We start from the raw sequence: 18,284 nt of genomic DNA on the forward strand, positions 1-18,284 counted from the left end.
CCCTACTCGCCTGCCGGAGTCGACGTAGAGAAGAACACGCCCTCGCCGGAGACCGGCGAGTACTTTTCCTGTGCCTTCATCCACTCCGCCGGGACATCAATATCCGAGTAGTCCTCCGGGTGCAGCCACGCGGCGATTTGCAGGAGCGCGAGGTAGTTGAATGGGGAGTTGTAGAACTGGTGCCACAGACCGTGCAGCTGGCCGTCCTTCACTGCGGACAACGTATCGAAGCCCTTCTGCCCCTTGGGAAGGTTATTCACGCTGACCTGGGCATCTTCATCAGAAATGCGGTAGCCGAGGGCCGCGTAGCCCACCGGGTTTCCTTCCTTATTACGCTTTGCCGACCACTCGCCACCGGTGGCGAAAATCTCATCCGGGTTATCGCTGATGACCTTCTCCGGGGTCATGGCACCGGATTCACCCTCGATGACGGCATCGCCAATGTTCTTACCGCCGGCGACGTTAACCAGCTGAGAAATGTTGGAATCGTTCCAGGTCTGGCAGCAATCGGACAGCCCCGCCGCACGCCACACGAACGCCGTCGGCTTGTCCTCGTCTTTCAACTTGGCGGAGCGGCCCTTCACCAGGTCCACCGTCTCCTGCCAATCCTTATTGAACGCGGCCGCTTCCTTCTCCTTGCCAAAGACCGTGCCGAAGATCTCCATCGAGCGCGTCGTGTTCTCCAGGGGTTTGGCGCGGAAATCCGTCACCGCGTAGGTCAGCCCCGCCTTGTCCATCGACTCGATGAGGCCGGTCTTCTCGCTGGCCTGGTATTCGTCAAGCGACAGCAGGATGATATCCGGCTTCAGAGACAGCAGGTTTTCCACCGTCACATCGCCCTTCATGAAACCGCCGACCTCCGGCAGATCCTTCACCTCGGGGTTCGTCTGCTCCAGCTGGGCCATGTAGTCCGGGACGTTGTCCTTCAGATCCGTGCCGATGCCGACGACCTTGTCCAGGGGGTTGGACTTGTCGAGGATGCCGGTGGCGAAGACGCTCCTCCCCTCACCGAGCAGAATGCGCTCGGGAGCTGCGGGAAGGGAAATATTTCGGCCGGTGATGTCGGTGAAGGTGAGGGCTGCGGCCTGGGTGGTGGAGGTGGACTGCTCGGAGGTGGTCTCGGCAGTTTCAGTGCCGCAGGCGGTCAAACCGCTGACGGCTAGCGCTGCGACGGCGACGAGGCCGGCGAAGCGGCGTCGGGAGCGGGAAAAGGACATGCGTGTCTCCTTGGTGATACCTAATCGTTACGCCTTGAGCATAGCGCCTTAGGTTAGCCTAACCAACATAAAAATGGGAAAGGCGTGGAAGGGCAGACGTTTGCGCAGGCTATGCACGTGGCACATGATGGATTACATGGTGGCGACCGGAAGTGTCGCAGACCACAGTACGAGAAAGCGTCGACAAGCAAAAACCCCCGCACGAGGCGGGGGTGAGAGAGCTGGAGACGAGACTTGAACTCGCAACCTACGGTTTACAAGACCGTTGCGCTACCGATTGCGCCACTCCAGCGGGCTGAGGTTGTATCGTACCAGTTGTGACTACTTTTAAAGAAGTCGACCCGCGTGTGACAGGCTGAACCCATGGGAAATATCCTGCGTACCCTCCGTTTACGGGCAAATACCAACGCCCGCATCGCGACGATCGATGCGGCCAAGGCAGCGCCACCACCGTCCCCGCTGCAACCCGTTGAGCTAACCAACGAGCACCAGGTGGCCGGCGTGCTCCTCATCGGTGCCCGCGTCGGCGAAATCCTCATCTCCGCAGGAACGGCCAACAGGGATGTGCAGGCACAGATGCGCAGCGTCATCAACGCCTACGGCCTGTATGACGTGCACATCGATGTCACCCTTAACACCATCCAGCTGTCCACACACATCGGCAACGAGGACGGCGATACCACGCCCGTCACCGTGCTGCGCGTCGTCCGCCGTGGCGCGATGGACTTTTCCAAGCTGGCGAAGTTGGACCGCCTCATTCGCTCAATCCGCGCCGGTGCCACCAATCCGACTACCGCCGATATGCAGCTGACGGACCTGTGGAACTCCAAGTCCCCGTACGGTGTCGGGCTTGAGCTTATCGGCTGGGGTGCCCTGGCTGGTGGCTTCGCCATGGTGCTCGGTGGCACGCCGGTGGTGGGAATCGTCGCCTTCATCACAGCCATGGTGATCATGGCTGTGTACAAGCTCATCGGAAAGGTGGGGCTGGGCGATTTTTTCTCGCTCATGGCCGGCGGCTTCATCTCCGTCATCCCCGCAGCCGGTGCGTTTTGGCTCGCCAGCGAATCCGGTTCGTCCATCAACCCGTCGCTCATTATTGCCTCCGGCATCGTCGTCTTGGTGGCAGGACTGACCCTCGTGCAATCGCTGGAGGATGCCATCATGGGTGCGCCGGTCACCGCCTCGGCGCGATTCTTTGAGGCGATGCTCAACACGGGTGCGATCATCGCCGGGGTTTCCCTCGGCGTGCAGTTATCCCTCGCCCTCGGCATCATGCTCCCGGCGATTGAGACGCAAACAGCCCCGGACTTCCAGCACGTGCCGGTGAAGATCGTCCTCGGCGGCATCGCCGCCGCCGGGTACTCGCTGGCGTGCTACTCGGAATGGACCTCCGTGTGGGTCTCCGGCTTAACGACGATGATTGGTTCCGCCGCCTACTATCTCCTCTTCCTCCCCATGGGTCTCGGTGGCATCTTCGGGGCTGGGCTCGCTGCGACGCTCATCGGTCTCATCGGTGGCCTCCTTGCCCGCAGGTTTTTGATCCCCCCGCTGATCATCGCCATCGCCGGTGTCACTCCCCTGCTGCCCGGCCTGCGCATTTACCGCTCCATTTACGCAATCATCCACGAGCAGCTCCTCGTCGGCATTTCCTCCATGGCCATCGCCTTGGCTACGGCGATCGCTCTGGCTGCCGGCATTGTGCTCGGCGAGTGGATGGCACGCCGGATCCGTCGCCCGAAGCCGTTCAAGCCCTATCAGAACATCATTCGCAGGCGGTATAGCTTTAAACGTAGTGGTCGGTAGCGTACAATGGCGCCGAAGAAGTAGTTATCTATCGGAGGTTTGATTTTCGTGGCTTTTAGGACGTCCCGGGATCGCGAAGCGGAAGCAGAAGCGCAGCAGCAGCTGGAGGAAGAGACCGCTACGGCTGCACGCAGGGTAGTAGCCTCGTACTCCGAGGACTACCACGATGCCGTCATGTTGTCATCCATGCTGGGGATCACCCCGGACGGCTTCGTCTATGCACAGTTCGCCGAGTCCGAGGGCATCGAGATGCCGACGACGGACGGTAAGAAGAAAAAGAAAACCACCAAGAAGTCGACAAAGAAGTCCAGCAAGAAGACGTCGAAAAAGACGACAAAGAAAACCGCCAAGAAGACCGCGAAGAAGTCGACAAAAAAGACAACAAAGAAAACGTCGAAAAAGACGACGAAGAAAACCACCAAGAAGTAGTGACCGGTAGCGCCTCCTTTCTCATCGCCGCGAATCGTCTCCCCGTGGAGCGACGCGGCGATTCTTGGCGTGTCAGCCCCGGTGGCCTCGTCACCGCACTGACCCCCATCCTCGCCGAGCACAGTGGCACATGGATCGGGTGGGCCGGCACCCCCGGCGACGCGCCCGAACCGTTCACCACTGACTCCGGGATCTCCCTCCACCCCGTCGCCCTCGACGAAGACGACTACCGCGGGTTCTACGAGGGATTTTCCAACGCCACCCTGTGGCCCCTGTACCACGACCTCATTGTGCAGCCCGTGTACAACGCGCAGTGGTGGGAACGCTTTCAACTTGTGAACAGGCGTTTTACCCAAGAAATCGTCGCCCTCGCCGCTCCCGGCGCGACCGTGTGGGTGCAGGACTACCAACTCCACCTCGTCCCCGGAATGGTGAAGGAACTACGCCCCGACATCACCGTCGGCTTCTTCCTGCATATCCCTTTCCCCTCCCCTGACCTCTTCGCCCAGCTGCCATGGCGTGAGGAGCTCATCCGCGGGCTTGCGCACGCCGACCTCGTCGGCTTTCACACGGCGCGGTCGGCACAGAACTTTGCGGAATGCGCGACGCGGTTTGCCGGAACGCCGCCGCGGACGGTGGCGTTGCCGATTTCCATCGACACCCCACGGATAGCTTCTGTGGCGCAAGCTGGGGATATCCGTGAGAAACTGGGCAGTCCGGAGACGTTTATCTTGGGCGTCGACAGGTTGGATTACACCAAGGGGATCCTGCCGCGCCTGCTTGCGCTGGAAACTTGCTTCGAGCGTGGCGAGCTCGACCCGCATACAACGACGATGCTGCAGATTGCCACGCCGTCCCGCGAGCGCGTTGAGCACTACGAGAAGACGCGCGCGGCGGTGGAGCGCCACGTTTCTCGGATAAACGGCCTGTACGGAGACCTTTTCCGCCCGGTGGTGCGGTATGTGCACCGCACTGTCGATGCCGCCGACCTGTACTCCCTCTACGCCGCCGCCGACATCATGCTCGTGACCCCGTTCAAAGATGGCATGAACCTGGTGGCCAAGGAGTACGTTGCCTGCCACGCGGACGGCTCCGGTGCCCTTGTCCTCAGCGAGTTTGCCGGTGCCGCCGAGGAGCTGACGCAGGCCTACATTTGTAATCCGTTTGATGTTGAGTCGATTGCCGATGCACTGGCCTCCGCCGCGCGCCGCGAGGGCGACCCGGTGGCGGCGATGCGGGCGATGTTCGCGCGCGTGTCTGAGTTCGATGTTCACCGGTGGGCGAATGATTTCTTGCAGGAATTGGGGCGAACACGATGAGACGGTTAGTGGCTGCTTTTCTCGCCGGGGCGCTGTCCCTGCCGGTGTCGGCGTGCGCGCCGCAGCGCAGTGACCACATGTGGCAGGTGTCGCAGGTGTATCTGCATTCCGCTGCGACCCCGACTCCCCCGGCACCGATGTACCTCGTGCTGGGCACAAGCTCGTTTGCTGGCGATACGGGCTGTGGCCCGATCAATGGCCGGTTGCGTACGGATGAGAAGGAGCACACGATTACGGTGGTGCGCGTGCGCACCCCTGATCGGTTGACGTGCGAGGGCGCGGCGGAGTTCTACCACGATGAATTCCTCCGCTTCTTTACCGGCACCCTGCATGAGGATCGCGACGGCGATGAGCTGACGTTGCGCAACGATGCGGGCGAATCTATTCACATGGTTTACTGAGTGTACTGATGTTTGTTATTTCTGATTTCGACGGAACGCTGGCGGAGTTCAGCACGGATCCGATGAACGTTCCTATCAACCACACGGCGATGCGCGCCCTCGACGAGCTCGCCGCGCTTCCTGGGGTTCGGGTCGCTATTTTGTCCGGGCGGTCTTTGGAACATCTCACTCAGCTTGTCGACGTTTCCGACGCGGTCATTCTGGCCGGCTCCCATGGGGCAGAGACGTTGGGCTTGGACACGGTTCCTTGCGCTGAACAGCAGGAACAGTTGAAAAAGCTGGACCAGGAGCTAGATAAGCTCCTCCACGGTGGTGCCTGGGTGGAGGTCAAGCCTTTTGGGCGCGTCCTCCACACGCGGGCAATGACCTCCGGTGCGGCAGAGCTTGAAGCCCAGGCGAAGCGCATCCCCTTTGGCGGCAGGTTGCAGGAGGGCAAGGCCGTGGTGGAGTTCTCCGTCTCCAATGCGTCGAAAGGCGACTGGATCCGCGCGAACCGCAAGCCGGGTGAAAGCGTCATTTTCCTTGGCGACGATGTCACCGATGAGACGGGCTTCGCCGTACTGGCCGACGGCGATACGGGCATCAAAGTCGGCGCGGGCGAGACGAAGGCAACCGTTCGCCTCGCCGACGTAGAAGAAGTGGGCCACTACCTCACAGATCTCGTCGAATCCCTGCGGTCCGCCCAGGAATAAACTCTGTCGGCAACACGGCGTGGCGCGCAGGCGCGCCAGCAATCAGCGCATTGAGCATCTTCCCCACCTCCGCCCCCTTGCGCTTGTTATGCTGATCAACAGTTGTAATTCCCAGATTGACCGCCTCCTCCACCCCATCGAAACCGGTGACGGCCAGCCTGCCACCGGTGCACGCGTAGGCCCCAAGAGCAAGCGAATCTGTCGTACAACAAATCGCGTCACGGTCGGGGAAGAGTTCGAGCAGCTCGCGTGTGGCGCTGACCGCCGTGTGCTTGTTGTTGATGTAGCGCTCGATGATCGGAACATCGTAGATACCTGCGGCGTGGAACACCTCTAATGCCCCCTGCACCCGCGAGCGCTGCACGTGGTGGGTGGCGTTTCCCAGGCGGGAGGAACTGACAAGACCGTCGTGACGCTCCCGATCCAAGCGGATGCACACGATCCCCGGACGCGTGTGGCCTGCGTCCACGAGCGCCTGCGCCGCCGGCGCAATGGCGGCATGGTCATCGATCCCCACAAACGGCACGTTTTCCGGACAATATGGCTGGTCACACACTACAACCGGTAGGTGGTGGCGGAGCACCTCGGCAAGGTACGGGTCGCGCTCCCCCACCGAATACACGGCGAACCCATCGACGGCGGTGCGCCCAATGAGTTCTGCAGGTGCCAGCGTCTCGCCGAAGGCTGGCACGAGGGTGAGTGCGTAGTTGGTGCCGTAGCTTGCCTCCGCCATGCCGGCGAGGAAGTCGACGGAGGCTTTGTCCTCGAAGGCGTAGGTGAGGTCGTCGGTAAACAGGACACCGATGTTGCCCGTCTTTTGTGTGCGGAGGCTGCGTGCGGTGGCGTTGGGGCCGCGGTAGCCGAGTTTTTTCGCTGCCGTGAGGATACGCCGCCTCGTCGCGGGGCTGAGCTGCGTGGGGTTGTTGTAGGCGTTGGATACGGTGGCAACAGATACGCCGACGTGGGCCGCGACCGTGGCCATGGTTACCCGTTTTGGCACGATTTCTCCTCACCCAAGTTGACAATGATTTTCAGAACCTTATCATAGCCAACATGAAACGTTTTTCAATAGCGTGCGCGTGCGCGCTCCTCGCCCTCACCGGCTGCTCCTCCACCAACGAGGCAGAAACAAGCCACGAGGAGGGCATCTCCCTCGTCGCCACCACCTCCGTCTGGGCGGATGTCGCAGCTGCGGTAGCCGGAGACGGCACACACGTCACCCCCATTATTAGCGGGAAAGACGTTGACCCGCATTCCTTCGAGCCCGTCGCCAGCGATATGGCTGCTCTCGAGCGCGCCGACATCATCGTCGCCAACGGTGGTGGCTACGATGCGTGGGCGTACGCAAACCTGGATGCGGACCAGAAGGCGAATGTTGTGTCGCCGCTCCCCCTCACCCCCCACGGAGAGGAAAGTGGCGCTCACCAGCACGGGGACGCTGAAAACGGGGAGGAGGAACACCACCACCATCACGAGCATGGCTCGGAGCACGTGTGGTACGACCCGCACGCCATCGAGCATGTCATGAACGACGTGGCTAAGAAGATCACCGAACTCGGCGGCACCGCGACCGTCGAGGAGGCAACTGCCAAGGCGGAGGCCCTGGAGAAGGACGTCGCGGAGCTTCCTGCTGGGACGGTCATGCAGACTGAGCCGATTGCCGATTCCATCATCGAGGATTCCGACCTCACCGACATCACCCCGGCGGCGTTTAGGGATACCACGCTGAAAGAGTCAGAGCCGTCGGCCGCAGCGCTCGACGAGTTCCTCACCACGCTCAGCTCCGGAAAGGTCGACGTGCTCATTTTCAACCCGTCGACAGCGACGGATACGAGCAAGCGGATCCGCGAGACTGCTGAAAGGTCACACGTTAAAATAGTGGAGATCGCCGAGGTTCCGCCGCAAGGCACGAACTTCCTCGATTACTTCGATACCCGCCTCACCGCCCTGAAAGAAGCCCTCTCCTAACTGTGCATGTAGCCCTCGCTCACGCTAGCGCCCACCCCCTGTGGCACGACCTCACACTCGAGGTCGCTGACGGTGAATTCATCACCGTCCTTGGCCCCAACGGGGTGGGTAAATCTACTCTTCTGAGAGTCCTCCTCGGCCAGCAGCGCCTCACCGGCGGCTCGTACACGTGCGACGCGCGGGTGGGCTACATCCCCCAGCAGCAGATGTTCCCCCGGGACCTGCCGCTGCGCGGGGTGGACCTCGTGCGGCTGAGCACCCGCCGTGGAGAAACGAAGAAGTACCTCGACTACGTTGGCGCAATGAATCTCGCCACGCTGAAAGTGGGCACGATGAGCGGCGGGCAGCAACAGCTCATCCGGCAGGCGCAGGCCTTCGCCCAGGAGCCAGAGCTTGTGCTTGCCGACGAACCCCTCCTCTCCCTCGACTCGAAAGCCCAGCGTGCCACCGTCAACCGCCTGGTGGAACACCCCGCAGCCGTCATCATGGTCACCCACGCCATCGCACCCGTTATCGACCACACCGACCGCGTCCTGTACATCGGGCCGCACGGCCACGCCCTCGGCACGCCAGAGGACGTCCTCACCAGTGAGGTCCTCACCCGCCTCCACGGGCACGAGGTCACCGTCGCCACCATCGGAGGAAAGCTCGTCATCGCATGATTTCTCAAACAATTGACCTGCTCAGCGTAGGATTCGTGCAAACAGGTCTGATCGCCGCTGCCCTCCTCGGCCTCATGAGCGGCATCATCGCGCCGCTCATCGTCATGCGTGGCATGAGCTTCGCTGTCCACGGCACGAGCGAACTCGCCCTCATGGGTGCCTCCGCCGCCCTTCTCTTCGGCTTCAACGTCAACGCCGGTGCCGTCATCGGCTCCGTCATCGCCGCCATCCTCCTGGCGCTCTTCCAAGGCGGATCCCACCATGACAGCGTCGTCGGCGTGATCATGAGCTTCGGGCTCGGGCTTTCCGTGCTGTTCATTTACCTGTATCCGGGGAACTCGAAGGCAGCGATGTCTCTCCTCACCGGGCAGATTGTGGGCGTATCCAGCACGTCTGCGTGGATTTTGGGGCTAGTGGCGTTGGTCGTCATCGCGACGGTGGCGGTGTTTTTCCGGCAGCTGCTGTTCACGTCGGTAGACCCGGTCATGGCCGCGGCAACGGGGCTGAACCTGCGCGCCTACGCTGTGCTGTTTGCCGTCCTCGTCGGCTTGGCGGCAGCACAGTCGGTACAGATCGTGGGGGCTTTGCTTGTCATGGCGCTTTTGATCACTCCGGGGGCCGCCGCCTGCGCGGTGACGAGCAACCCGCGGGTAACGATCGCCCTGTCGACGGCGTTTGCGCTTGTCGCAGCCGTCGGCGGGTTTGTTCTGTCGCTCGCGCCAGGACTGCCCGTCAGCGTGTTCGTGACGACGATCAGTTTTGTTATTTACCTCGTCTGCAGGCTCGTGGGGTGGCAGCGGAAAAAGGCACTGCGCAAAACTGAGTGAGACTCTCCAGGTCGGGGGACTACCCCTTACTGCCTGCGTCGACGAGCGTTATCCCAGCGGAAGAAGAGGCCCGCCAGCTGCGCACTGCCGAATAGCAGAAGGCATAAGCCCTGCAACCGGGCAGGTACATCGGAGACATGCCCAAGAACCCCTCCGAGAAGGAGGAGCGCCATAACACCCACGAGCCCCAACACAACCTTCCATCCGGTGCGGTGACGATTGTCGCCCGGCCCGGACACCGCATAAAAACAATACGGGGTCAGCGCTAAGAGGATGATCCAGAGCATCGCTCAGCTCCTTTATTGCTCTTCTGCTACGGCTGCAGCCGCTTTGTTGCGCCTCTGGCGGGCGAACTCTGCCAACACCACACCAGCTGCCACGGAGGCGTTGAGGGACTCGACCCAACCCTCCATCGGGATGGTGACGATCGTGTCGCATGTCTCCTTCACCAGGCGGGACAGTCCCTTGCCCTCGGAGCCGACGACGATGACCACGGGGCCCGTGCCGTCGTAGGAGTCATGGGTGTGCTCACCGCCAGCATCGAGGCCGATCGCCTGGTAGCCGGCCTCTTGGAACTGCTTCAGGGCGCGCGTCATGTTGGTGACCTTGGCCACCGGCACGCGGGCTGCGGTTCCGGCGGAGCTGCGCCACGTCACGGCCGTGACGGAGGCGGAGCGACGCTCGGGGATGACAACACCGTCGGCACCGAAGGCCGCCACGGAGCGGATAACGGCGCCGAGGTTGCGGGGGTCGGTGATGTTGTCGAGGAAGACAACCATGCCGTCGTGGGTGATGAGGTCTTCGAGGTCCGCGTAGTGATACTCGGGGATTTGCAGGCCAATGCCCTGGTGGAGGCCGTTGCCCGTCATCTCGTCCAGCTTCTGCTTGGACACTTCGACGATCGGGATGGAGCGGGAAGCGGCGATGTTCACGGCCTCGACAAGACGCTGGTCATTCTTCGTGCCGATGGCGACGAACATGGCGACGGCGGGCACCTTGGCGTGCAGGCACTCGATGACGGGGTTACGGCCGACGACGAGCTCATCGGACATATTTGGCTTGTAGTGGCGGCCGGAATCGGACCGCTTCTTCGCCTCGGCCGCCTTGTGGGCCTTGTGGTAGACGCGATCGACGGCCTTCGGGGTCGGCCCCTTGCCTTTTAGTCCACGCCGGCGCTGTCCGCCGGAGCCCTTAATCCTCTTAACCATTTACTACCTTCCACGTCGTGCCGTCGGCGCCGTCTTTCAGTTCGATGCCTGCTGCGGCGAGGGTGTCGCGCACAGCGTCGGCGGTGGCCCAGTCTTTTTCTTCGCGGGCCTTTTGGCGCTGTTGGATGTGAACCTCGACGAGCTTAGCCAATGCGTCGGAAGAATCCGAATTGGCGGATGCCCAGGTCTCCGACTGCGGGTCGACGCCGAGGATGGCCGTCATCGCGCGGACCTGGCCGGCAAGCTCTGCGGCCTTCTCTGGGTGGGCGTTGCCCTCGCGAACCGTGGTGTGGACGACGGCGAGGGCGGCGGGGACACCGAGGTCGTCGTCAAGCGCGTTGACGAACTGCTCGGGCAGCGTTCCCGGGGTGACCGGGCCCTGACTGTTGACGAAGTCCTCGATGCGGCGGTAGCCGACGGCGGCCTCGTGGAGGGCACCCTCGGAGTACTCGAGCATGGAACGGTAGTGTGCAGAGCCCAGGTAGTAGCGCAGCTCCACCGGGCGGACGAGCTCGACGACGTTGGGGACGGAGAGGACGTTGCCGAGCGACTTGGACATCTTCTCGCCGGACATCGTCACCCAGCCGTTGTGCATCCAGTAGCGGGCGAACTTGTCGCCGGCGGCGGTGGCCTGGGCGATCTCGTTTTCGTGGTGGGGGAACTTGAGGTCGAGGCCACCGCAGTGGATGTCGAACTCTGACCCGAGGTACTTAGTGGACATGGCCGTGCACTCGATGTGCCAGCCGGGGCGGCCGGGGCCCCACGGGGTGGGCCAGGAGGGTTCGCCGGGCTTGGCGGCCTTCCAGAGGGTGAAATCGCGCGGATCGCGCTTGCCGGTGCCCGCCGATTCGCCCTGGTCCAGCTCGTCGATGCGCTGGCCGGACAGCTCCCCGTAGCCCTCAATGGTGGCAGGGGTGGCGTAAACGTTGCCGTCGGCGGCGTAGCCGTGGCCGTTATCGATAATGCGCTGCATGTACTCGATAATCTCGGTGATGTGCCCCGTGGCGCGCGGCTCGATCGATGGGGGTGTGACACCGAGGATGCGATAGGCCTCGTTGAAGGCGCGCTCGTGCGTTGCCGCCCACTCCCACCAGGGGCGGCCGTTTTCTGCGGCTTTGGTGAGGATCTTGTCATCAATATTGGTGACGTTGCGGACAAACGCCGTGTCTAACCCCTTGGCCTCCAGCCAGTTCCGCAAGATATCGAAGGCAACACCGCTGCGGACGTGGCCGATGTGCGGGATCGATTGAACGGTGGCGCCACACAGGTACACAGATGCGTGCCCGGGGCGAACCGGGACAAAGTCCTGGAGCGTGCGTGTCTTGGAATCATAAATGCGGAAAGTCACGCACCACAGTCTAGTAGACGAGCGCAGTCGCTACCGCAGCTCTCCCCTCACCGGAGCCGGTAAAGCCCATGTGGTCCGTCGTCGTTGCGGAGATGGACACGGGGCAGCCGAGAATCTTCTCTATCGCGGCTTCCGCCTCCGCTCGGCGCGGCCCCATCTTTGGGGTTTGACCCACGAGCTGGCAGGCGACGTTACCGATGGTGACCCCCTCCTGCTCGAGCTTTGCTCGAGCAGCCTTGAGCAAAGCAGTACCAGAAATGCCTTTCGTTTCCGGGAGGTCCACACCGACGAACGAACCGAGGTCTCCTAGGTGGGATGCGGACAACAGGGCGTCGACAAGCGCATGGGCGACGAGATCCCCGTCGGAGTGGCCCTCACAGCCGTCGTCGGCGGGGAAGGATAGGCAGGCGATCATGCAGGGCTTGCCGGGTTCGATGCGGTGGGCGTCGAAGCCGATGCCGGTTCTAGGGAGTTTCTGTAGTTTCACTGGGGACCTCGAAAACTGTCTCCTCCGCCTCGCCGGCGATGTGCTCGGCGAGCAGGAGGTCGATGGGCGTGGTGATCTTGAAGGCCATCGGGTCGCCGGTGACAGTGGTCACTGTATGGCCGGCGTGCTCCATGATGGAGGCATCGTCGGTGGCGTCGAAGGGGTGGGCGAAGAATTCCTCGTTGGCGGCGCGGAGGGCAGCGAGGTTGAAGCCCTGCGGGGTCTGAACGGCGCGCAGCGTGGAACGATCCGGGGTGTCGATAACGGCGTGGTCCTTGACCACCTTGATCGTATCGGCGACCGGGATCGTCGGAATGACCGCCTCGTTACCCTCGAGGACGGCGCGGGCGACGCGAGCAATGAGCCCCGGCGGGGTGAGCGCACGGGCGGCATCGTGGATGAGGACGACGCCGTCGGCATCAGGTATGGCCTTGAGGCCTTGGGCGACGGAGTCGAAACGCTCGGCACCACCGTGCACAAACGTGATGTCGTGGCCGTCGAGGACACGACGCGCGTAGTCCTCCATCTCGGGGTGAATGATGACGAGGATCTCGTCGGCAACCTCGGCCGTCTCGATCGCCGCGACGGAGCGCTCGAGCAGCGTCCGTCCACGCAAGGAAACGTAGGCCTTGGGCAAGTCGGCTCCCAGCCGGGTGCCCTTTCCTGCGGCGGCGACCAGAGCGTAGATCCTCATCTCCATGCGTCGATGATTACTCGTCGTCGAAATCGATATCGTCGAGGTCGATGTCGGCCTCTTCTGGCTCCAGCTCGGAGGCGAGCTTGGGGGCGCGTGCCTCACGCTGACGGTTCAGCTCCTCGGTGAGGCGCGCCTCGAAATCGTCGGCAAGCTTATCGTCGACAGGACCAGCAAGCGCAAGCTCCCCGACGAGGATCTGACGAGCCTTGGCCAGCATGCGCTTCTCGCCAGCGGAAAGCCCACGATCCTGATCGCGGCGCCACAGGTCACGAACGACTTCGGCAACCTTGTTCACGTCGCCAGACGCCAGGCGCTCCTGGTTCGCCTTATAGCGACGGGACCAGTTGCCGGCCTCTTCCACGTCCGTCTCACGCAGCATGCCGAAGACCTTCTCCAGGCCTTCCTTGCCCACGACATCGCGCACACCGACGTACTCGGCGTTGGCGACGGGGACGCGAACCACGAGGTCGGAGTGGAGAATCTTCAAGACCAGGAAATCTGTCATCTCCCCCTTGTGCTCACGCTGCTCCGTCTTTGCGACCTCAGCGGCGCCGTGGTGCGGGTAGACAACAATATCCCCGACGTTGAATTCCATAGTCTCTCCTCGAACCTCTCCTTGAACGTCTCCGTGAACGTTCCGAACGTCCCCAGCATAGTACTGAATCTCACGGGGTTACGCCTACTTAGGCGATGTTCCGTAATGTGATGCCATGCTATGCCAACCGGGTCCCCCAGGTCACCTGGGTCACTCGTGTGGCTGACATCTACACCACTGACCTGTACCACGCCGTTCAGCCGGCACGGGTCCGTCGTGCGTTACCACATTTTACCAGATGACGCATTACACCCTTTTGTACTACGTTGTCACCTATTTGATTGCCCCCGTTCTCCCCTACCTGGTAGGTAATCAATGTGCAGAAAGATTAAGGTGAGTGAGTAGACGATTATAAAGAACTTCTCAGTTGGAGGAAACTTTAGTGAAGACCCGCTCCGCTCTCATTGTCGCAGTGCTTGGCGCTGCATCCCTCGGCCTCACCGCCTGTGGCGCAGGCCAGATCTCTCAAACCGCTGACCAGGTTGCAGCCGTCGACGGGGCTTCCGGCCAGACCGAGGACGCTGCCGTGTACGTCCGCGACGTGACGGTGCTGGTGAATGACTCCAACCAGGCTTCCCTGAAGTTCACCGCGATGAACGACGAGAAGAAGGCCGGCGAGGCTGTTGTTCTTCAGGGCGTGAAGGTGGAGAACACGCCCGTGAATGTTGCTGCTAACCCGCACATTGGCTCTGGCTGCTCGCTGGTTATCAACACGCCTCGCCAGAACGAGGTGCAGCCGTCTGCATCCCGCGATGCGATGTGCGCCGAGTACGGTATCGCCACCATCGCCGATCCGGGTGCGGTTCCCGGCCAGCAGCGCACCGTGACGTTTAGCTTCTCCAACGGCGACATCACCGTCAACGCTCCTGTTTCCAAGGAACTCTAACTTTTCGCCCCGGGCGAACCCAGCACCCCGCACGATCGTTCGCGGGGTGCTTTTGTGTGCGCCGACATACCAACACAGCGTGCTGCCCCGCGCTGTGACCACCACAGCGTGGCGCACCGCGCTGCTCTCTAGCTCCCCCGTCCAACCCTGTCCACCGGCGAATGTGCGGCCCAGCACGCAGGGCGGAACCAGTGATGTCACCGGCCTGCCCACCACCCTGCAACATGCACGGACACGCGACCCGGCCATCGGTTAGAGTGTGAAAAGAAGAAAGGGGATTCTACCTGTGGCGAAGAAGCAGAAAAGCGTGCATGTGTGCACGGAGTGCGGGTATTCAACACCGAAGTGGCTGGGGCGCTGCCCCGAGTGCGGCGCGTGGGGAACCCTCGAGGAGCAGGCCGTGGCTACGAGCCCGTCCGGCTCCCGCTCCGGGCAGGCGCGCACGATCCAGGCGCTCACCCCCACCTCGCCTGCGACCCCCATCACGAAGGTGAAGGGTGCAACCGCAAAGGCCGTCCCCACCGGCATCGGGGAGCTGGACCGCGTGCTGGGTGCCGGGATTGTCAAGGGGTCCGTTGTTCTCCTTGCCGGGGAACCGGGTGTGGGCAAGTCCACGCTGCTGCTGGAGGTCGCCAGCCGCTGGGCATCGCTTGGGCGCACCGCCCTGTACGTGACCGCCGAGGAGTCGGCGGGGCAGGTGCGGATGCGTGCGGAACGCACGGGCGCGCTGCACGACACGCTGTTCCTCGCCGCCGAGTCGAACCTCGATGTGGTTGCGGGGCATTTCAACCAGGTGAAGCCCTCGCTTGTGATCGTGGACTCCGTGCAGACGATGCACGCCCCGGGGGTGGAGGGCGTTGCCGGCGGTGTCGCCCAATCCCGCGCCGTCACGGCGCAGCTTACTGCGCTGGCAAAGACGACGGGCATCCCGCTGCTGCTTGTTGGCCATGTGACCAAGGACGGCAACGTCGCCGGCCCCCGCGTCCTCGAACACCTCGTCGATGTTGTGCTCAACTTTGAGGGCGACGCGAACTCCAACCTGCGAATGCTCCGTGGCATCAAGAACCGCTTCGGCGCCACCGACGAGGTTGGCTGCTTTGAGCAGCAATCCGACGGCATCAAGGAGGTTGAGGATCCCAGTGGCCTGTTCCTCTCCCACCGGGATGCCACCCCCGACGGCACCGCCGTTACCGTCGCCATGGACGGTGTGCGCCCCATGCTCGCTGAGGTACAGGCCCTCATGGTGGAGACGCAGACCAAGAATCCCCGCCGCCAGGTCACCGGCCTCGACTATAACCGGGTGCCAATGGTGCTGGCTGTGCTGCAATCCCGCGCCGGTGTGAAGACCTCCGATAAGGATGCCTACGTGGCAACCGTCGGTGGCATGAAGATTAAGGAGCCCGCCACCGACCTCGCCGTCGCGCTGGCCACCGCCTCGGCGATGAAGAAGACGAGCCTGCCCGCCCGCCTCGTTGTCCTTGGGGAGGTGGGCCTTGCCGGTGAGATCCGGCGCGTGCCCAACATCACCCGCAGGCTCCAGGAGGCCGCCCGCCTGGGTTACAAAATGGCGATCATTCCCGCAGGTGATAAGCCAAAAGTGGCGGGTATGGGGGTAAGGCAGGTCGCCACGCTCACCGAGGCCCTGAAAATCCTGCGCTAGGGTGGCAGCGTGAAGAAAATGCACCTGCCCGAGTACATGAAGAAGACGGAGGCTACTCTCGGCGATGCCCCGGAAGACGCGACAACGTACCTCTTCCATGAGGAGCACTTCGAGGGCTTCGCCGTTTTCAGTCCGCTTCCTGCCGACGAGATGCTGCCGACGGACATTGCCACGCTTATCCCGGCTGTCCAGGAACAATTGCCGGAAAATGCGGCGTTGTTATATGCCTCTCCGGGGTTCACGGCGAGTGACACGCGGTGCGTGGCTGTTATTGCGAAGGTGAAGAATGGGGAGACGGGTGGGACAGATTATATGGTTTCCATCCAACTCCACGGAGAGGAAATGCGCGAGATCCAGGCGTTATTCTCTGAAATTGGGGATATTGGCTACCGGGATAAGGCGGTGTTCGCGAATACGGGGTTTGATAATGTGACGCCGTGGACGGAGGATCCGTATACGGGTGAAACGGGTGGTTTCGCGTTGAGCCGTGGCGAGCAGATCCAGTATGACATGCTTTTCCCGGAGCATCCGCTGACGAAGGCGCGGGAGTTTATGTGGGTGGTGACGGGGTATTAAAAAGACGGTGCGTTGTGCCGCACCGTCCTTTTCTTGACTAGATTGCACTACATGGCGCCATCCTGTGACCTTGTCCTTAAAGCTTGTCCAACTCGTTAAAACTTGTCCTCAGAGCTTGTCCTTAAAACGTGTCCAACTCGTTGGACAACTAGCGGATATTGAACGTCACCGCGTCGGAGTGGTTGTCGCCGACGAGGGTGTGAAGGTAGTAGCTGCCCGGGGGAACCTGCTGGCGGTTGTCGCAGGCATTCGGGGCGGACCCGGCGCGGGACCAGACCGCCTGGTAATACTTGTCAGTGCCCTTGGCAAAGGTCTCCCTGCCGCGACCCTCGGAATCGTTGCAGTCAATATCGCTCCACACGCGCTCATTGGTGGCGAGGTTGTACACCTCAAAGGCGAGCGGGTGATCGTTGAGGTTGATCTCGCAGTCGGCACCCGTCGGGTTGTGGACGGTGGCGTAGAACGTGGGTCGCTGGTCGCCGGTGTAGTTCGGCTGGTCGGTGCTTGCCGTGACCTCCAGGTCCTTCAGCTCACACGTTTTCTTGTTGGCTGCGGCGTTGGTCGTGGTGGTGTGGCTTGTCGACGCTCCGGTGGTTCCCGTTGTCGTCTCCGTCACCGTCGTCGCCGTCGAGGTCTCCGTGGTGGTGGACGGCTGCGACGTCAGCGACGGCTCAGAGGTCTGGGACACGGTGGTTTCGGCGGCCGGGTCGGCCTGCTTATCCTTGCCACCGAGCAGGTTAAATAGCAGCAGAATGAGGGCAATGACGACGAGCACCACGACAATGGCGGCGACGCGTCGGCGGGTGTAGATAACGTCCGGCAGGGGCCTCTTGTTGCTCATAGCCACAAGCTTATGCCCCTACCGGCGATTATCTGCGGATAATGGGTTCCGCGTGTCTAAACCAGGCGTGTCACCCGGCCGCTGCCGAGCTCGTAGCGCGCGCCGACAACGGCGCAGTCCCCGGCATCTGCAGCCTCACGGATCTTCGGGCAGCGCGACAGGATCTGGCTGACGGTCTCCACCACGTGGCGTTCCTCGTAGTCCTTGGCGGTTGTCTTGCCCTCGTCGCGGGCGGCGAAGAGGCTCGGCGCGATGTCTTCCACCAACACGCGCTGGAAGCCGTCGGGAATGCCCCCACCTTCCAGCGCCTTCTTCGTCGCACCGACGGCGCCACAGGACTCGTGCCCGAGCACGACAACGATATCCACGCCGAGCCCCTCGACGGCAAACTCGAGGGAGGCAAGCACGCCCATGTCTACGACCTCGCCGGCGGTGCGGATGACGAAAATGTCGCCCAGCCCCTGGTCAAAGATGAGCTCCACCGGTACCCGCGAATCCGAACAGGCCAAAACGCACGCGAATGGCTTCTGGCCTTCCACGAGCTCCGCCCGCCGCGGCTCATCGCGGTGCGGTGCCGTGACCTTGGACTCAGCGAATCTAGTATTTCCCTCTTCCAGCGCATTCCACGCTTCATTTGGTGTCATACACACTATTGTTACAGTCAAGAG

At 62.4% G+C, this 18,284-nt stretch carries 21 protein-coding genes and 1 tRNA gene; 11 read left to right on the forward strand and 11 right to left on the reverse strand.

Annotation, left to right across the window (positions count from 1 at the left end):
- Positions 1-2 precede the first annotated feature (2 nt).
- Together CGLUCO_RS10795 and CGLUCO_RS10800 are read right to left on the reverse strand one after the other, a co-directional pair.
- On the reverse strand, positions 3-1,217 hold the full coding sequence (locus CGLUCO_RS10795; RefSeq protein WP_084036528.1) for an ABC transporter substrate-binding protein: 1,215 nt from the start codon (positions 1,215-1,217) through the stop codon (positions 3-5).
- Between the two features lie 219 nt (positions 1,218-1,436).
- Positions 1,437-1,509 (reverse strand) — tRNA-Thr (locus CGLUCO_RS10800).
- A 71-nt stretch (positions 1,510-1,580) separates the two neighbouring features.
- On the opposite strand from CGLUCO_RS10800, the gene thrE reads away from it, so the two are divergent.
- From thrE to otsB, 5 genes are read left to right on the forward strand one after another with little or no spacing between them, the layout of a single operon-like run.
- Positions 1,581-3,020: a threonine/serine exporter ThrE gene (gene thrE, locus CGLUCO_RS10805; protein WP_005388764.1), complete on the forward strand. Its 1,440-nt coding sequence runs from the start codon at positions 1,581-1,583 to the stop codon at positions 3,018-3,020.
- Positions 3,021-3,059: 39 nt separating this feature from the next.
- Positions 3,060-3,449 carry a hypothetical protein gene (locus tag CGLUCO_RS10810; protein WP_005393716.1) on the forward strand — a complete coding sequence of 130 codons (390 nt, stop codon included), beginning with the start codon at positions 3,060-3,062 and terminating at the stop codon, positions 3,447-3,449.
- A complete protein-coding gene (locus CGLUCO_RS10815) occupies positions 3,449-4,768 on the forward strand; it encodes an alpha,alpha-trehalose-phosphate synthase (UDP-forming) (RefSeq protein WP_005388761.1) in 1,320 nt (439 codons plus the stop codon). The genes CGLUCO_RS10810 and CGLUCO_RS10815 overlap by 1 nt, the downstream gene beginning before the upstream one ends.
- 8 nt (positions 4,769-4,776) lie before the next feature.
- On the forward strand, positions 4,777-5,169 hold the full coding sequence (locus tag CGLUCO_RS10820; protein WP_232621977.1) for an META domain-containing protein: 393 nt from the start codon (positions 4,777-4,779) through the stop codon (positions 5,167-5,169).
- Positions 5,170-5,177: 8 nt separating this feature from the next.
- Entirely contained in the window at positions 5,178-5,861 is a 684-nt protein-coding gene (gene otsB / locus CGLUCO_RS10825) for a trehalose-phosphatase (RefSeq protein WP_084036527.1), read from the forward strand.
- Here the strand turns inward: otsB and CGLUCO_RS10830 are convergent.
- Positions 5,821-6,843 carry a LacI family DNA-binding transcriptional regulator gene (locus CGLUCO_RS10830; protein WP_005393708.1) on the reverse strand — a complete coding sequence of 341 codons (1,023 nt, stop codon included), beginning with the start codon at positions 6,841-6,843 and terminating at the stop codon, positions 5,821-5,823. The genes otsB and CGLUCO_RS10830 overlap by 41 nt on opposite strands.
- Before the next feature lie 71 nt (positions 6,844-6,914).
- Here CGLUCO_RS10830 and CGLUCO_RS10835 point away from each other — a divergent pair, with 71 nt between their 5' ends.
- Genes CGLUCO_RS10835 through CGLUCO_RS10845 form a run of 3 tightly spaced genes read left to right on the forward strand, consistent with a single transcriptional unit; the run spans position 6,915 to position 9,318 of the window.
- Positions 6,915-7,829, forward strand: coding sequence for a metal ABC transporter solute-binding protein, Zn/Mn family (locus tag CGLUCO_RS10835; protein ID WP_232621975.1), 915 nt, complete (start codon positions 6,915-6,917; stop codon positions 7,827-7,829).
- Positions 7,830-7,831: 2 nt separating this feature from the next.
- Entirely contained in the window at positions 7,832-8,491 is a 660-nt protein-coding gene (locus CGLUCO_RS10840) for a metal ABC transporter ATP-binding protein (RefSeq protein ID WP_084036525.1), read from the forward strand.
- The gene (locus CGLUCO_RS10845; protein WP_005393706.1) at positions 8,488-9,318 is read left to right on the forward strand and encodes a metal ABC transporter permease; all 831 of its coding nucleotides are present in this window, start codon (positions 8,488-8,490) and stop codon (positions 9,316-9,318) included. The genes CGLUCO_RS10840 and CGLUCO_RS10845 overlap by 4 nt, the downstream gene beginning before the upstream one ends.
- 26 nt (positions 9,319-9,344) lie before the next feature.
- Here CGLUCO_RS10845 and CGLUCO_RS10850 read toward each other — a convergent pair whose 3' ends face one another.
- The 6 genes from CGLUCO_RS10850 to CGLUCO_RS10875 are packed head-to-tail and all read right to left on the reverse strand — an operon-like array spanning position 9,345 to position 13,653.
- Positions 9,345-9,605 (reverse strand): hypothetical protein, encoded by a 261-nt coding sequence (locus CGLUCO_RS10850; protein ID WP_005388743.1) that lies wholly within the window; start codon positions 9,603-9,605, stop codon positions 9,345-9,347.
- Positions 9,606-9,617: 12 nt separating this feature from the next.
- On the reverse strand, positions 9,618-10,526 hold the full coding sequence (gene rlmB / locus CGLUCO_RS10855) for a 23S rRNA (guanosine(2251)-2'-O)-methyltransferase RlmB (protein WP_005388742.1): 909 nt from the start codon (positions 10,524-10,526) through the stop codon (positions 9,618-9,620).
- A complete protein-coding gene (cysS, locus tag CGLUCO_RS10860; RefSeq protein WP_005393704.1) occupies positions 10,519-11,874 on the reverse strand; it encodes a cysteine--tRNA ligase in 1,356 nt (451 codons plus the stop codon). The genes rlmB and cysS overlap by 8 nt, the downstream gene beginning before the upstream one ends.
- A 10-nt stretch (positions 11,875-11,884) precedes the next feature.
- The gene (gene ispF / locus CGLUCO_RS10865; RefSeq protein WP_081446673.1) at positions 11,885-12,361 is read right to left on the reverse strand and encodes a 2-C-methyl-D-erythritol 2,4-cyclodiphosphate synthase; all 477 of its coding nucleotides are present in this window, start codon (positions 12,359-12,361) and stop codon (positions 11,885-11,887) included.
- Entirely contained in the window at positions 12,339-13,061 is a 723-nt protein-coding gene (gene ispD, locus CGLUCO_RS10870) for a 2-C-methyl-D-erythritol 4-phosphate cytidylyltransferase (protein WP_005388738.1), read from the reverse strand. Before ispD ends, ispF begins: the two co-directional genes overlap by 23 nt.
- A 10-nt stretch (positions 13,062-13,071) precedes the next feature.
- Positions 13,072-13,653 (reverse strand): CarD family transcriptional regulator, encoded by a 582-nt coding sequence (locus CGLUCO_RS10875; protein ID WP_005388737.1) that lies wholly within the window; start codon positions 13,651-13,653, stop codon positions 13,072-13,074.
- Positions 13,654-14,035: 382 nt separating this feature from the next.
- Here CGLUCO_RS10875 and CGLUCO_RS10880 point away from each other — a divergent pair, with 382 nt between their 5' ends.
- The 3 genes from CGLUCO_RS10880 (at position 14,036) to CGLUCO_RS10890 (ending at position 16,775) form a co-directional block, all read left to right on the forward strand.
- Complete coding sequence (locus tag CGLUCO_RS10880) at positions 14,036-14,539, forward strand: hypothetical protein (protein WP_231286002.1); 504 nt, start codon at positions 14,036-14,038, stop codon at positions 14,537-14,539.
- Between the two features lie 286 nt (positions 14,540-14,825).
- Entirely contained in the window at positions 14,826-16,199 is a 1,374-nt protein-coding gene (gene radA / locus CGLUCO_RS10885; protein WP_084036524.1) for a DNA repair protein RadA, read from the forward strand.
- An 18-nt stretch (positions 16,200-16,217) separates the two neighbouring features.
- Positions 16,218-16,775 carry a hypothetical protein gene (locus CGLUCO_RS10890; RefSeq protein WP_084036523.1) on the forward strand — a complete coding sequence of 186 codons (558 nt, stop codon included), beginning with the start codon at positions 16,218-16,220 and terminating at the stop codon, positions 16,773-16,775.
- 148 nt (positions 16,776-16,923) lie between these two features.
- On the opposite strand, the gene CGLUCO_RS10895 is transcribed toward CGLUCO_RS10890, so the two are convergent.
- Both CGLUCO_RS10895 and CGLUCO_RS10900 read right to left on the reverse strand, forming a co-directional pair.
- Positions 16,924-17,616, reverse strand: coding sequence for a hypothetical protein (locus CGLUCO_RS10895; RefSeq protein ID WP_005388733.1), 693 nt, complete (start codon positions 17,614-17,616; stop codon positions 16,924-16,926).
- 56 nt (positions 17,617-17,672) lie between these two features.
- Positions 17,673-18,260 carry a carbonic anhydrase gene (locus CGLUCO_RS10900; protein WP_070741690.1) on the reverse strand — a complete coding sequence of 196 codons (588 nt, stop codon included), beginning with the start codon at positions 18,258-18,260 and terminating at the stop codon, positions 17,673-17,675.
- Positions 18,261-18,284: the final 24 nt, after the last annotated feature.

The organism is Corynebacterium glucuronolyticum DSM 44120 (assembly GCF_030440595.1).
GTDB classification, from domain to species: Bacteria; Actinomycetota; Actinomycetes; order Mycobacteriales; family Mycobacteriaceae; genus Corynebacterium; species Corynebacterium glucuronolyticum.

Bases quoted from the DNA above. Each gene is read 5' to 3' on its own strand.
- CGLUCO_RS10795 (WP_084036528.1), bottom strand. From the start codon at position 1,217: ATGTCCTTTTCCCGCTCCCGACGCCGCTTCGCCGGCCTCGTCGCCGTC.
- thrE (WP_005388764.1), top strand. From the start codon at position 1,581: ATGGGAAATATCCTGCGTACCCTCCGTTTACGGGCAAATACCAACGCC.
- otsB (WP_084036527.1), top strand. From the start codon at position 5,178: ATGTTTGTTATTTCTGATTTCGACGGAACGCTGGCGGAGTTCAGCACG.
- CGLUCO_RS10830 (WP_005393708.1), bottom strand. From the start codon at position 6,843: ATGGCCACGGTCGCGGCCCACGTCGGCGTATCTGTTGCCACCGTATCC.
- CGLUCO_RS10835 (WP_232621975.1), top strand. From the start codon at position 6,915: ATGAAACGTTTTTCAATAGCGTGCGCGTGCGCGCTCCTCGCCCTCACC.
- CGLUCO_RS10845 (WP_005393706.1), top strand. From the start codon at position 8,488: ATGATTTCTCAAACAATTGACCTGCTCAGCGTAGGATTCGTGCAAACA.
- CGLUCO_RS10850 (WP_005388743.1), bottom strand. From the start codon at position 9,605: ATGCTCTGGATCATCCTCTTAGCGCTGACCCCGTATTGTTTTTATGCG.
- rlmB (WP_005388742.1), bottom strand. From the start codon at position 10,526: ATGGTTAAGAGGATTAAGGGCTCCGGCGGACAGCGCCGGCGTGGACTA.
- ispD (WP_005388738.1), bottom strand. From the start codon at position 13,061: ATGGAGATGAGGATCTACGCTCTGGTCGCCGCCGCAGGAAAGGGCACC.
- CGLUCO_RS10875 (WP_005388737.1), bottom strand. From the start codon at position 13,653: ATGGAATTCAACGTCGGGGATATTGTTGTCTACCCGCACCACGGCGCC.
- CGLUCO_RS10890 (WP_084036523.1), top strand. From the start codon at position 16,218: ATGCACCTGCCCGAGTACATGAAGAAGACGGAGGCTACTCTCGGCGAT.
- CGLUCO_RS10895 (WP_005388733.1), bottom strand. From the start codon at position 17,616: ATGAGCAACAAGAGGCCCCTGCCGGACGTTATCTACACCCGCCGACGC.
- CGLUCO_RS10900 (WP_070741690.1), bottom strand. From the start codon at position 18,260: ATGACACCAAATGAAGCGTGGAATGCGCTGGAAGAGGGAAATACTAGA.